This is a genomic window from Gemmatimonas sp. (assembly GCF_031426495.1).
Taxonomy (GTDB): domain Bacteria; phylum Gemmatimonadota; class Gemmatimonadetes; order Gemmatimonadales; family Gemmatimonadaceae; genus Gemmatimonas.
In genome coordinates this window covers 92557-105769 of sequence record NZ_JANPLK010000082.1, presented here as the reverse complement: position 1 = coordinate 105769, position 13213 = coordinate 92557, and the positions used below count along the sequence as shown (strand labels likewise).

Below are 13213 nucleotides of genomic sequence, written 5' to 3'. Positions count from 1 at the left end.
GATTTTCCCACGGCAGACGTGATCAGTGGCAGGATGTATGCCGTGTCGCAGCACGCTCGAACTCGGTCCGTATCTTGCTTTGTGGTTGGTGACGAGCATTCCGATCCGGCCATTTTTGAGCGGACATTCGACCACGTGAGCGACGAGGGACGGCATGACCGGTACGGAGGCAACCAGCACGACAGCTGCGCTTGCCGAGCTGCGCCGCGAGGACGATGTGCTCGTGGTTGCGCTCGGTGGCGACTGGACGCTGGACAATGTCGTACCTCGCTTCCCGGATCTCGTCTCACGTTCCACGGCAGCAGCATCACGCGTTCGATCGGTCGCGATCGACGCCGCTGAGCTCGGCGAATGGGACAGCAGCCTACTGATCTTTCTGATGCAGGTCGAGTCCTTTTGCGAGAAGCACGCTCTCGCACTGGAGCCCTCCACGCTGCCCGCGCAAGTTCCGCGACTGCTCGCCCTCGCGCGCGCGGTGCCCGAGCGAGCCCAGGCGAAAGCGCCGGATCGCGGGTCGCTGGCGACACGGATCGGCGACGCGGCGGTTGGCACATGGCGCGATGCGCTCAGCGCCATCCGCTTCACCGGAGAGATCACGATCGCGATTGCCGGACTTCCCACACGACGCATACACATGCGTTGGCGCGAGTTCTGGGTGGTGGTGCAGACGAATAGTTCCGGTGCGCTTCCGATCGTCACGTTAATCGCGCTGCTCGTCGGCGTGATCATTGCGTTTCTTGGCGTGGTCGTGCTGAAGCGGTTCGGCGCTGGTTACTACGTGTCGTACTTGGTTGGCTTTGGGATGCTGCGCGAGATGGCGGCGCTCATGACGGGCATCATTATCGCCGGTCGCACTGGCGCAGCGTTCGCCGCTGAGCTGGGCAGCATGAAGATCACCGAGGAGATCGATGCATATGTCACCTTCGGCGTGTCGCCGATCGAGCATCTGGTGCTGCCTCGCGTCCTTGGATTATTCGCCATGATGCCGCTGCTGACGATCTACGCCGACGCTGTTGGCATCACTGGCGGAATGCTCGTGTCCGCATCGTTGCTCGACCTGTCCTTCAAGCAGTTCCTAAGTGGACTCCTGTCCGCCGTGACGTTGTCCGACGCGCTCCTCGGCGTCTTCAAGGGAACCATCTACGGACTGATCGTCGCCGTGGCAGGTTGCATGAAGGGGTTGCAAGGCGGTTCGGACGCCAGCGCCGTCGGGCGCGCCGCGACGTCCGCAGTCGTGCTTGGCATTACCCTGATCATCCTCGCGAACGCGGTGGTCGATTGGCTTGCCGCGCTGCTCGACATATGACGACACCAGCGATCGAGGTGCTCGACCTGACCATGATGTATGGGGATCGCGTCATCATGAGCGACCTGACCTTCTCCGTGGCGCGGGGTGAAGTCTTTGTGCTGATGGGCGGCAGCGGCAGCGGCAAGAGCACTCTGCTCAAGCACCTGATCGGCCTGAAGGAGCCGGCGAAGGGCACGATTCGATTTGAGGGCGAACGATTCGACGTTTTCGACGATGACGCGCGCAAGCGTGTCCTCCGACGATTCGGCGTGCTGTATCAGAACGGTGCACTCTGGAGTGGCCTGACTCTCGCCGAGAACGTCGCGTTGCCGCTCGACGAGTTCACCGAGCTTGACAAGCAGACGATCGCCGAAGTGGTGTCACTCAAGTTGGCGTTGGTGGGGCTTCGCGGATTTGAAGACTTTTATCCCGCGGCCATCAGTGGCGGCATGCGAAAGCGAGCGGCACTTGCCCGAGCGATGGCGCTCGATCCTGCGGTGCTCTTCTTCGACGAACCGTCATCAGGCCTCGACCCGATCAGCGCCAGTCGATTGGACGACCTGATTCTCGAGCTGAAGGCGAGCTTCGGCACCACCATCGTCGTGGTAACCCACGACCTCGACAGCATTTTCCGTATTGCCGACCGCGCGCTGTTCCTCGATATCGAGCAGAAGACCATGACCGCGCTCGGCCCGCCCGCGGAACTCCGCGACCATCCGCCAAGTGCCGAAGTGCACCGATTCCTCACCCGTAGCAGCGACGGCCTTCCATGAGTGTGCGCGCCAATCCTACCGCCATCGGTCTCTTTCTCCTCGGCGCACTGGTCCTGGCCATCGTGGCCACGGTCGTCCTTGCGTCCGCGACCTGGTTTCAGGATCGCACCACGTTCATCAGCTTCTTCCCGGAGTCGGTGAATGGGCTGGAGAACGGCGCACCGGTCAAGTTTCAGGGCGTCCCGGTCGGCACGGTAACGGGTATCAACATTCAGATCGATCAGCGCGACGATTCGTTTCAGGTTCCGGTGGAGTACGAAGTCGATGTGCCGCGATTGACCACGCCCCGCGGCACGTACGTGAATCTCGCCGACACCCTCGTCTTGAAAGAGCAGATCAAGAAAGGACTGCGGGCGCAGCTACAAACTGAGAGTCTCGTCACGGGCGTACTGTACCTCGAGCTCAGCTATCGCATGGATTCCACGCCGGCGCAGCTCGAACCACGCGCGACGGAGTTTCCAGAGATCCCCACCACGCCGTCGCTCATGGCGGCCATCGGCGGTGGCGCGGGTAGCCTACTCGCCGAGATGATGAAGATCTTGAATCGTGTCAACGGCATGCTCGGTGACGTGAACATGCGCGAGATCAATGCGGCGGTCGTGCAGTCAGCCAAGGCCGTGCAGGAACTCGTGGGCTCACCTGAGCTTCGCGCCACTGTGCGGCAAATGCCGGGCGCTACGGCGCAACTCAATCGGACGATGGCCGAGGCCGAGAAGCTGGCGGCTCGGGCCACGCGGGCCATCGATCCGATGGAGACGCAGATTACCGGGGCCTCGACCGAGGCGATCGCTACGCTGCAAGCGCTCCGCAAAACGCTCGACGACACGCACGGACTGTTGTCAGCGGATACCGGGCCCGGATACGCGCTGACGGGTGCCATGACCAGTCTGCGGGATGCAGCCGACGCGCTCCGTGTGCTGATCCGATCGCTCGAACAAAATCCTGACATGATGATCCGCGGCAAGAAGCCGCCGGAGAAACTCCCATGAACATGCGCCTTCGTTCGACTTGCCTGATGATGCTGGCCGCCTTGCTTCCGCTGTCAGCCTGCTTCAAGCTCTCCAGAGAGTCACCGCGACTGCAGCAGTTCGTGTTGAGCGGAGCGCCGCCTGCCTCCACGGGCGAGGGGCGCGCCGGCCGCACGCTGGCGCTCCGAAGAATCGATCTGGCCGCCTACCTGGCCGTACCAGCTATCGTCATCCGACGCGGCGCCAATGAGCTGGTGGTGTCGGAATTTCACCGCTGGGGCGAGGATCTCAGCGACGGTATCAATCGCGTGGTGGCGGCGAATCTCGCCGGCACTCCCTCGGTGCGTGCCGTTCACGTCGCGCCGTGGCAGATCGGTGCGCGGCACGATTTCCTCGTGCAATTGCATGTGTCTCGCTTCGAGGGGATTGCCGACTCGGCCGCCACTCAGGGCCGCATTCATGTGCTGGCCACCTGGGACATCATCAGTCCACGCAATGGGGCACTCCTGATGCGCGGCACGACCGACGAACGGGGGGGATCGTGGCGGGTGGGGGACTACGCGGGCCTCGTCACCGAATTGGATGCGGCGTTGTCGCGTATGGCGCGTGACATTGGCACGTGCGTGTCCGCTTTCCCCAACGACTCAACGCCGCCGGCCAGCTGTGGAGCCGCCGCGCGATAGGCAATGGTCACAGTGGATGCATGAATACTGGAGCGCATACGCCTACGTTTTGGCGTCTGCCATGCAGCTCGGCGGATTGCGCGGCTCATATTCCGCGGCTCAAATCGTCAACTCCGGAGGTCGTGGCGCCGATACTCTCGTAACTGGCTGGTCTCGAGGACCGCTGCCCGCTTCCCCCGCGATAGCTTATGCCGAAGACCTTCGACCGCCGCGACTCCGCTGAGTCACCCGACAGCGCCGCGGAGGGCATGCCCGACGCACACGACGCTCCCTTGCGGGACAAGCGCCGGCTGCACGCACTCGAGCGCAGTGGGCTGCTGGGCGGCGTCGCCAATCCGGTACTCGACCGCGTGGCCCGGCTGACCGCCGGCATCCTCGGTGTGCCGATCGCCCTCGTGTCACTGGTCGACGATCAGCGTCAGCATTTTCCCGGCCTGGCCGGCCTCGGAGGCTGGGCCGGCACGCAGCGGGGAACGACGCTCTCGCATTCATTCTGCCAGCACGTCGTCACCAGCAACGAGGCCTTGGTGGTACCGGATGCGTCGTCGCATCCGTCGCTACGCGACCACCTCGCGTTCAAGGACCTCGGGGTGGTCGCGTATGCCGGCGTGCCGCTGCGCACAGAGCAAGGCGAGACGCTGGGCGCGTTGTGCGCGATCGACGTCCAACCCGTGCAGTGGACCACTGCACAGATCGCGCTCCTCGAGGATTTGTCGGCGCTCGCCATGGCGGAGATCGAGATGCGCGCCCTGTCGCACGATCTGTCGCAGGAGCAGTCTCGATACACCGCCCAGGCGGATCGCGACACGCTGACCGGCCTACTGAACCGACGGGGTTTCGCCGCCATCTCCCGTGCGCGGTACGCCCTCGCGCTGCAAGGGGGAACGCCGTTCAGCATAGTGTCGGTGTCCCTGAACGGGTTTCGCCACGTCAATGCACAGTACGGAGACGACGTCGGCGACCATGCCCTGATCGATATCGCCGCCTTGCTCACCACCGTGGTGCAGTCCGGCGACGTCGTGGCACGCAGGGGTAGCGACGAATTCACGTTGATGATTGCGGAGCCTCGCGGCACGCCGCACACGGACATTGAGAGCGCGATCAATGGCGCGCTGGCCGTATTGAACGCAGAGATCGGACGAGAACTCGTTCTCGAAGCGAGCGTGGGTGTGGCCCGTTGGTCGCCCGACCGGTCCCAAGCACTGACGGCTGTGATGCAATGCGCTGACGATGCGATGGTACGGCAGAAGCGCCAACGCCACGCCGGGCGTGCCGCATGAGCGACAACGGCGATAGGATTGTCGCGCACGCGATCACCGGCGTCTGTGACCGGCTGCTGGCCGCCTTGGAGGCTGGTGCCCCCGGTGCGGAGCTCGGGAAGCTGCTTGATATCGCAGACACCTTACTTGCCGTTGAAGACATCACCTTGCTGCAGGAAGACGAACGGCTTCTCGCCAACGGTGCTCCCTGCAATCCTGAGACGTCGGCTTTGCTCCGCAACATTCTGGTGGCTCACGGGGTGCGACGCGCGGTGCTGACCCGTGATACGTCCGCGCGCGAGCTGCTGCAGTTTCTCGCCTTCCTGGTCAATCCGCCGCCTGAGGCAACCGGTGCCATCGCCAAGCTGTGGGGGGCACACGGGGCCTGGCGTATCAGGCTGGAGTTGACCGGTGAGGCCAGTGCTCGTCTGCTCGGAGAGCACGAGGGGCATGATGCGGCTGGTGACAGCAAACCGCCTCGCGACGACGCGCATGGGCCGCTCGACATGGCCGCGAGCGAGCGTACACTGGCGGAACTCGCCAGCACATCGGCCTTCTCCGAATTGGCTACGCCAGAGCGACTGTTGGCGATGGCGGCGCTGGTGGGGCGCGGCGTCTCGTTCGCTCCCGACCAACCGCTCGGCATCGTACTCGCCCGGGCGCAAGCCGACGGCACTCGTGCCCTGCTCTCCCGTCTGGCGGCTGCACCGAATCCGGCCGAGCGTCGTCGGTACTGCGACGCTATTGCCAGCTTGCAGCACGGCGTCGAAGATCTGATCGGGGCGCTCGATCACGGCACGTGGTACGTGGTGCGCAACGCCGCGATGTTGCTGGGTGAGATGCGCGCCCACGGCGCGGACGACGCTCTGGCCCGGTTGCTCGTGCATGCCGACGCACGCGTGCGGCTGGCAGCAACGCAGGCGTTGGCGGCGATCGGCTCCGATGTCGCCGTACTTGCCCTCGAGGCGGCCACCCGTGATCCGTTCGTCCAGGTGCGCGTGGCCGCGTGGTCAGGACTGGCACGTTCGCCGGATACCCCGAGCCTCGCGTGCTTCTCCGACGCCCTCACGACGGAGGTCGACCCGCTAGTGCAGCGAGCCCTGCTTTCATGCCTCGGAGAGCACCCGCATCCCATGGCCGTCGCGTTGCTCGTTCGCTTCTGTGCCCGACTGGTATCGAGCCCGCGCAATAGTGGCATCGTCTGCGACGCACTGGAGCTGCTGGCGCAGCATCGACCGCGTGCCGTGCAGCCATTCCTGCGACGGCTCCAGGATATGGACACCCCGGCCACCCGCTCGAGAATCGACGCGCTGCGGCAACAAAGCACCGCCGCGTAAGCGCACATTCGACCTCACTATCGCGAGCGTTCGGCCGCCGGTAGCTCCACCTGCCACAATCGCTTGCCGGTCACGTCCCAGAGGCCAGCCGTCAGCGCGTGCGTTGCGGCATCGACATCGAGCGTGCCATAGAACTGCAGGTTGTCGCTTGGTGGACGATTGGGCTTCGGTGCCGTACTGGCGAAGCGCACGTCCGGACCGAACGTTGCGTCGAGAGCATTCGGTCCGAACGTTCCGGCATGCATGGGGCCAGCCACGAACTCCCAGAACGCATCAAACTGGGTGAACTGGGCGCGCTCCGGCGCGTAGTGATGCGCGGCCGCGTAGTGCACATCGGCCGTAATCCACGCCACGTTCCGCACCTTGGCGTGCTGCAACTGCTGCAGCAGCTGGGCCACTTCCAGTTCTCGCCCGGCAGGAGTGCCATCATCGTTGTTGGCGATCGCTTCGAAGTGGCGTTCGCCATTTCGCACCCGATCGGGCACCACCAGCCCAATCGGCATGTCGCACGCCACCACCTTCCAGACCGCGCGGCTCTCACGCATGGCGCGCGACAGCCACGCCAGTTGTTCAGCACCGAAGATCGCGGTCTCGCCAGACGCGCTGCGTTGCCTATTACCGCTGTTGGCGCCGCGGTAGCTGCGCAGATCCACCACGAACAGCTCCAGCAGCTGACCATACCGGAACTGCCGGTACACGCGGCCCGCGTCTTTGGGATTGCGTCGGATCGGCAGAAACTCGAAGAACGCCTGTTTCGCGCGCTCGGCCAGCACGCGAACCCGCTTTTCGGTGTAGCGTGGATCATTCTCGAGCACGAGATCGTGAAACCAGTTGTCGACAACCTCGTGGTCGTCCCATTGCGCGATCATCGGCACACTCGCGCCGAACTGTCGTGCGTTCGCATCGAGCAGATTGTAGGCGAATGCGCCGCGATACTCATCGAGCGTCTCGGCCACCTTGCGCTTGCCATCGACCACGAGGTTGCGCCACACGGTGCCGTCGTCGAGCGGCACTTCGGGGAGCAACGGTTGATCGGCGTAGATGTTGTCTCCGGAATGCACGAAGACATCGGGCTCGGCTCGTCGCAACGCGTCGTACATGCGAATGCCGCCGCGCGACTCATCGATGCCCCATCCCTGCCCCACCATGTCTCCCGACCACGCCACGCGCACCGAGCGCCCGCCACGCGCGGACGCGTGTGGCGCCGTCCGCAGATGCCCCACGAGGGGCTCACTGAACACGCGGGGCGCTCGTTCACTCTCGTACCGCACGCGGTACCAGATATCCTGACCAGCGGGTAGGCCGGTGAGATCGAGGTGTGTGGTATACGCCGACTCAGCCATCGCCACAGGACTACGCAGGCGTCGCACATTCGTGAAGCGTTCACTTGTGTCCCACTCCACGTGCAGTCGCGCCGCACGATCGGTGCGGGACCACAATAGCGCGCGATCGGCCAGCGGGTCGCCGGTCTGCACACCATTCACCATGACTGGGCGCTCTCGCGCGCTCGGCACGATTGACGGTGCGCCATCAGCCGGCGTCCAGAGTACGGTGTCGGGCACCAGTATGGCAGCGCCCGCCGCCAACGTACCCTGGACAAACCGGCGGCGGGACAGAGGCGTTTCAGACATGTCGCAGGCGATGATGAGTACGGGTGGTCTGGAGTCCCGGAAAGATCGCCCTCTGCAATCGATACGGCACCTAGGAGGCGCGCGGCCCCCGCAACTAAATTGTCACGCGCTACAGAAGCACCGTATCGTCACCCTGGAGTAACGGATGCTCGTCGAAATCTGGTCGGATATTGCCTGTCCCTGGTGCTACGTGGGAAAGCGAAGGTTTGAAGCCGCGTTGGCAGCCTTCGCGCACCGCCAAGCGGTCACCGTGACGTGGCGCAGCTTCGAACTCGATCCACGGGCCCCGCGGCAACATGATATGCCGCAACCGGAGTTGCTCGCGCGCAAGTACGGCATGTCGGTCGCGGATGCGCAGGCAATGAACGCGCGCATGACCGAGGCTGCCGCCGGCGAAGGCCTCGCGTTCCGGCTCGATGACGTGAAGGTCGGCAACACGTTCGATGCCCACCGACTGTTACACTTTGCCGATGCATTCGGCAAGCGTGAAGCGCTCGGCGAGCGTCTCTTCGCCGCGTATCTGGGTGAGGGTGCCGCGCTGGGCGATATCGAAACGCTGGTGGTGCTCGCTGGCGAGGTTGGCCTCGACGCCGTCGCGGCTCGCGCGGTGTTGAGCGGCGACGAGTATGCCACCGCCGTGCGCGAGGACGAGGCGGACGCACGAGAGATCGGCGTGACCGGGGTGCCGTTTTTCGTGCTCGACCGACGCTATGGCATCTCGGGCGCCCAGAGCCCTGACGTACTGCGTGGTGCGCTCGAACAAGCGTGGAAGGACGGAACGCCCTGACGTCGCGGCCTCCTCCGTACTTTACCGAAGTCATTTGCGACGTGGGGCCGATTACGTTGGAGGGCGATACCGAGCTTCGCTGGGTCGCGATCCGCGCATTTGAGAACTATCACGTGGGGTTCAAGGAATGGATTCGCTGCAGCAGCTCGTTGCCGGACAGGGGCTCACGACCACCAAGGCGCCGTACATCGAGAATGCCGTAGCCAACGGCGAGATGTACATCACGCAGCCCTACGAGCTGTATTCCGCGGACAATCACGACGCCTGGCGCCGGCTGTACGCTCGCATGCAGGACCGTTGGGCGCGCTACGCCAATCCACGTTTCCTTGACGGGCTTGATACGCTCTGCTTCGACGCGACGCAGGTGCCGCGGCTGGAAGACGTCAACAAGTTCATGGCGCCGCGCACCGGTTTTCGCGCGAAGGCGGTAAGCGGATTCGTGCCGGCGTTCGACTTTTTCGACTGCCTCAGCCGGCGCGAGTTTCCCACCACGATCACGATTCGTGATGGCGCGTCGCTCGACTACCTGCCTGAGCCCGACATCTTCCACGACATTGCCGGTCACGTGCCCATGCACACCGACCCGGCGTTCGCTGAGACATTGGTGCGCTTCGGGGCCTGCGCCCATCTCGCCGCCGAGTTGGTGAGCACGGTACCCGATCGCACGGAGAAGTTGCGGCGACTCACCAGCATTCAGAATGCCCTGCAGCGCTTTTTCTGGTTCACGGTGGAGTTCGGCCTCATGCGCGGCACGTCGCCAACCGACATCAAAGTGTACGGCTCGGGGTTGCTGTCATCGTACGGCGAGATCGTGCACTGCGTGGACAGTGACACCACGCAGCGTCACCCACTCCAGTTGGAGTGGGTGATCAATCAGCACTTCGAGATCGACCACTATCAGCCGTTGCTGTTCATTGTGACCGACTTCGACCACCTGTATGCGTTAGTCGGTCAGCTTGAAGCCTGGATGAAGGCAGGCAAGCTGGACAACGTCACGCCGGGCTACCGGCAGATGAGTGAGGCGGACGCCCAGAGCTTCCTCGAGGCGAGCTTGGCGCGGTAGAGGCGCGTACTCAGTTTCCCGTGATCTTTTTCGGCGCACTCTCCCTGAGCATGCGCATCGCTTCGTCGATCGCCGTCTTGAGCTCACGATCGTACTTCTTCACTTCGTCCATCGGCGAGTTCTTTACCCAGACGTCGGGCGGTACGCCCAGGTTCTCGAGGTTCACGCCGTAGTTGTTCGGCTTCGTAGGATCGTAGGTGATCACCAGGGATCCGGGTGTTCTGATCGTGCCACCGTTGATCAGGTTGTAGCTGCCGGTAGCGATCACCGCCGCGGCGGTCGGGTTGCCGACGATGCGGCCCAGCCCCAGCTGTCGGAACGCCATCGGTGTGACTTCGCTGTCGGAGCCGGACCGCGCGTTGATCATCATGACCTTAGGACCGGCTATCGCCTGACGCGGCCGGCGTCCCCAGCTGCGCGAACCGGTGCGCTGGTTCCAGAACTGATACGGTTGCCGTTCGAGAATATCGATGATCTCCTGATCGATATTGCCGCCGCCATTGTAGCGGATGTCGACGATGATGCCCTTCTTGTTAGAGAAGCGATCGATCTCGTTACGGAAACGCACGAGCGACGGCTGATCCATGGAACGAATGTGCACGTACGCGATGTCGCCCTTGGTATCCTTCTCCACGACGTCGCGATTGTTGGCGACCCACTCTTCGTACTTGATGTTCGACAACGACGTCACGCTTTCAATGCGAACGGTGCGAGCGCCTTCACCGCTGGATGACTTGGCGACCTTGACGGGGATGTACTCATTCACCGTCGCGCTGAGAATCTTCCAGTAGTTGTCGCCCGACTTCACATCCTGCCCGTCGATCGACAGGACATAGTCTCCCTTCGACAAGCCGAGCCACTCCTTGTCGGCCGGCCCGTCACGGTAGATGTGTCCGATCCGATATCGGCCTCCATCCGTCGGCTCGAGCTCGACCCCGAGAAAGCGCGTGGAGTAGACACGCGGCATCGCGCGAGTCGGCGGTCCATTCACGCCCGTGTGCGACGCGTTCAGCTCACCGATCATCTCGTTGGCTAGATCGTACACATCCTCGTTCGTGCCGACGTAGCGAAGAAGTGGCTTGTAGCGCGACTTGATGGCGTCCCAATCCTTCCCGTGCATCTTCTCGTCGTAGAAGCGGTACTTCATCACGCGCCATGACTCTTCGAACAGCTGATTCCATTCCGCGCGACGATCGACCCGCACACCGAAGCTGAACGCGACCGGCTCGGCGCGTTGCGGCGTCGCGATGACCAACTTGGCGATCTCTGTGCCGGAGGCCGCGCCCGCCGCGGCGTCGCCGTCACCCGAGCGCGCTGCTCGACGGAAGTAGATCGCGCGGCGATCGGTGGTCGGGGTCATCCCGGGATAGCTACCGCCGGCAATGCGTCGGCGATTGAGCCCGTCGATCGCGATGCTGAACAGCCCGACGTTCGGGTTGTCGGCGTCTGCCGCAGCGGCGTTCTGCCCTCCGCCTCCCGGTGCGCCACCACCACCCACGGTGAACGTGATCGTCCGGCCGTCACGTGACAGGAAGAAGGCGCCGACGGGAAGCGTGCCGCGCGTGAGCTGCATGGCGCGTCGCTCGATGCCCGCTTCGTCGATTCGCATCGGCGCCGCAGCCGGAGCAGCGGCGGTCGCCGCTGACGACGTTGCGGCGGAGTCACCGCGATCAGCGCGCGCGCCGGCACCGACAGCAGCGCCGGCACCCGCCGCCCGACGCTGACGTTCGCGCACGAGCGGATCATTGGGATCTTCGGTCAGGCGCGCCAACGACACGACGAACAATTGTGACACGCCGCCGTCGCGCGACGACGTGAACACCACATGCCGACCATCCGACGTGAGCATACCGTTCCCGTCGGCGAACGGATTGCGCGTCACGTTCACTTCCTTCTTCGTGCGGATATCGAACACGAATACATCGGCATTCTGATCATCGTCGCGTTTCACATAGCTGAGCGCGTTACCATCGCTGGCCCAGGACCCGATGGTGAATCCGCCGGCTTGGTTGAAGGCCAACTCGCGCGGCGCACCACCGGCGGCATCCACTTCCCACAAGCGATTGGCTCCGGTGTACGCGAGCTTTTGCGAATTCGGCGCCCAGCTCAGATCGGCCTTGATCGACTCTTGCGCGGTCACCTTGCGCCGCTGCGCCGTGGCGAGATCATAGATCCAGATTTCCTCGTCGCCCGATTCGTCGGAGATATAGGCGAGGCGTCGTCCATCCGGGCTGTAGACCTGCGACCGCTCACGCCACGGAGAACTGGTCACCTGCGTGCGCTCACCCACCCCAGACTCGGTGGGCACGATCATGATCTCGCCGTGAAAATCCACCGCGAGATAGTCGCCCGACGGTGACGGCGCGAAGCCGTCGGCACGGTTGGTGGTCGACATCATGTCGATGTCATTTTCCTTCGGATCGAAGGCCATCCGAAGCGCCAGCTTCTTCGGTACACCGCTGGGTACGTCGAGCGTCCACAGCTCGAAGTCATTCTCGTAGATCAGATGACGACCGTCCGGCGAGATCGACGGAAACTGCACGCCGTCTTCCTTGTGCTTCGTGACCTGCTGCGGCGCGCCTCCCGTGGGAGGTACGCGCCAGATATTGAAGGTCCCGTCGCGTTCCGACGCGAAGTAGATCATGCCGTCGGCGCCCCACATCGGGTGCACGTCGTGCACCGCCGACTGGTACCCCTTCACGTCGGTGTCGGTCAGCTCGGTGATCTCGCCGCTCTTGAGATCCTGCACCGCGATATCCGCGTTGCTGTTCCCGCGATAGCCTTTGCGCCAATAGCTGGGCAGGGTGCGATTGAACGCAATCTTGGTGGCATCCTGCTTGATCATGCCGGAACGACCAAAATCCATCGACATCGCGCGCGGTACCGACCCATCGAGCGTCACGCGGTACAGCGGGGACCCGAACGGATGTTCACCTCGGGCGCTCGTGAACACGATCTCGCGTCCGTCGGGTGTCCAGTACAGCGCCTGGTCGTCGCCGGAATGCCACGTCAGCTGCCTCGGCTCTCCTCCGGACGCGGGCATCACGTACACATCGTTGTTGCCCAACCGATTGCTCGTAAACGCGATCCAGCGTCCGTCGGGCGAGAAACGGGGCATGATATCGCGCGCCACGTGTGCCGTCAGTCGGCGCGGATTGGCCCCGTCGGCGTCGGCCAACCAGATGTCGTCCTGATACGTGAATGCGATGGCGCCGTCGTTCGCGACGTGGGCGTAGCGCGCGAACTTGACCGGCTCGGGGGCTTGGGCCCACAGGAGCGTCGGGGCGAGGAGGGCCGCGGCAGACGCGGACCCAAGCAGCAGTCGGCAGGCGAGACGCATGAGGGGCGGAGTTGAGGGGCGAACTCGGAATCCACCCTAACGTGCGGCCGGATTTCCAGGTGCGCCAGAGTGACCGCAGCTCGC

Annotated in this window: 10 protein-coding genes; 8 read left to right on the top strand and 2 right to left on the bottom strand. The window is 63.9% G+C overall.

Annotated elements, in window-relative coordinates; all coding sequences use genetic code 11:
- Positions 1–154: 154 nt before the first annotated feature.
- From RMP10_RS21350 to RMP10_RS21325, 6 genes are all read left to right on the top strand, one after another.
- On the top strand, positions 155–1306 hold the full coding sequence (locus RMP10_RS21350) for an ABC transporter permease (protein ID WP_310572105.1): 1152 nt from the start codon (positions 155–157) through the stop codon (positions 1304–1306).
- The gene (locus RMP10_RS21345) at positions 1303–2061 is read left to right on the top strand and encodes an ATP-binding cassette domain-containing protein (RefSeq protein WP_310572104.1); all 759 of its coding nucleotides are present in this window, start codon (positions 1303–1305) and stop codon (positions 2059–2061) included. Before RMP10_RS21350 ends, RMP10_RS21345 begins: the two co-directional genes overlap by 4 nt.
- The gene (locus tag RMP10_RS21340) at positions 2058–3050 is read left to right on the top strand and encodes an MlaD family protein (RefSeq protein WP_309668900.1); all 993 of its coding nucleotides are present in this window, start codon (positions 2058–2060) and stop codon (positions 3048–3050) included. The genes RMP10_RS21345 and RMP10_RS21340 overlap by 4 nt, the downstream gene beginning before the upstream one ends.
- On the top strand, positions 3047–3712 hold the full coding sequence (locus RMP10_RS21335; RefSeq protein ID WP_310572103.1) for a PqiC family protein: 666 nt from the start codon (positions 3047–3049) through the stop codon (positions 3710–3712). The genes RMP10_RS21340 and RMP10_RS21335 overlap by 4 nt, the downstream gene beginning before the upstream one ends.
- A 188-nt stretch (positions 3713–3900) precedes the next feature.
- Positions 3901–4992, top strand: coding sequence for a sensor domain-containing diguanylate cyclase (locus RMP10_RS21330; RefSeq protein WP_310572102.1), 1092 nt, complete (start codon positions 3901–3903; stop codon positions 4990–4992).
- Positions 4989–6308, top strand: coding sequence for a HEAT repeat domain-containing protein (locus RMP10_RS21325; protein WP_310572101.1), 1320 nt, complete (start codon positions 4989–4991; stop codon positions 6306–6308). Before RMP10_RS21330 ends, RMP10_RS21325 begins: the two co-directional genes overlap by 4 nt.
- Before the next feature lie 17 nt (positions 6309–6325).
- Here RMP10_RS21325 and RMP10_RS21320 read toward each other — a convergent pair whose 3' ends face one another.
- A complete protein-coding gene (locus RMP10_RS21320) occupies positions 6326–7939 on the bottom strand; it encodes an alkaline phosphatase D family protein (RefSeq protein WP_310572100.1) in 1614 nt (537 codons plus the stop codon).
- 145 nt (positions 7940–8084) lie between these two features.
- Between RMP10_RS21320 and RMP10_RS21315 the strand changes: the two genes are divergently transcribed.
- Together RMP10_RS21315 and RMP10_RS21310 are read left to right on the top strand one after the other, a co-directional pair.
- Positions 8085–8726, top strand: coding sequence for a DsbA family oxidoreductase (locus tag RMP10_RS21315; protein WP_310572099.1), 642 nt, complete (start codon positions 8085–8087; stop codon positions 8724–8726).
- 127 nt (positions 8727–8853) lie between these two features.
- The gene (locus tag RMP10_RS21310; protein ID WP_310572098.1) at positions 8854–9789 is read left to right on the top strand and encodes a phenylalanine 4-monooxygenase; all 936 of its coding nucleotides are present in this window, start codon (positions 8854–8856) and stop codon (positions 9787–9789) included.
- 10 nt (positions 9790–9799) lie between these two features.
- Here the strand turns inward: RMP10_RS21310 and RMP10_RS21305 are convergent, their stop codons facing one another.
- Entirely contained in the window at positions 9800–13129 is a 3330-nt protein-coding gene (locus tag RMP10_RS21305) for a S41 family peptidase (protein WP_310572097.1), read from the bottom strand.
- Positions 13130–13213 lie beyond the last annotated feature (84 nt).

Coding starts and splice junctions, on each gene's coding strand:
- RMP10_RS21310 (WP_310572098.1), top strand. CDS start 8,854: ATGGATTCGCTGCAGCAGCTCGTTGCCGGACAGGGGCTCACGACCACC.
- RMP10_RS21350 (WP_310572105.1), top strand. CDS start 155: ATGACCGGTACGGAGGCAACCAGCACGACAGCTGCGCTTGCCGAGCTG.
- RMP10_RS21325 (WP_310572101.1), top strand. CDS start 4,989: ATGAGCGACAACGGCGATAGGATTGTCGCGCACGCGATCACCGGCGTC.
- RMP10_RS21315 (WP_310572099.1), top strand. CDS start 8,085: ATGCTCGTCGAAATCTGGTCGGATATTGCCTGTCCCTGGTGCTACGTG.
- RMP10_RS21330 (WP_310572102.1), top strand. CDS start 3,901: ATGCCGAAGACCTTCGACCGCCGCGACTCCGCTGAGTCACCCGACAGC.
- RMP10_RS21345 (WP_310572104.1), top strand. CDS start 1,303: ATGACGACACCAGCGATCGAGGTGCTCGACCTGACCATGATGTATGGG.
- RMP10_RS21305 (WP_310572097.1), bottom strand. CDS start 13,129: ATGCGTCTCGCCTGCCGACTGCTGCTTGGGTCCGCGTCTGCCGCGGCC.
- RMP10_RS21335 (WP_310572103.1), top strand. CDS start 3,047: ATGAACATGCGCCTTCGTTCGACTTGCCTGATGATGCTGGCCGCCTTG.
- RMP10_RS21340 (WP_309668900.1), top strand. CDS start 2,058: ATGAGTGTGCGCGCCAATCCTACCGCCATCGGTCTCTTTCTCCTCGGC.
- RMP10_RS21320 (WP_310572100.1), bottom strand. CDS start 7,939: ATGTCTGAAACGCCTCTGTCCCGCCGCCGGTTTGTCCAGGGTACGTTG.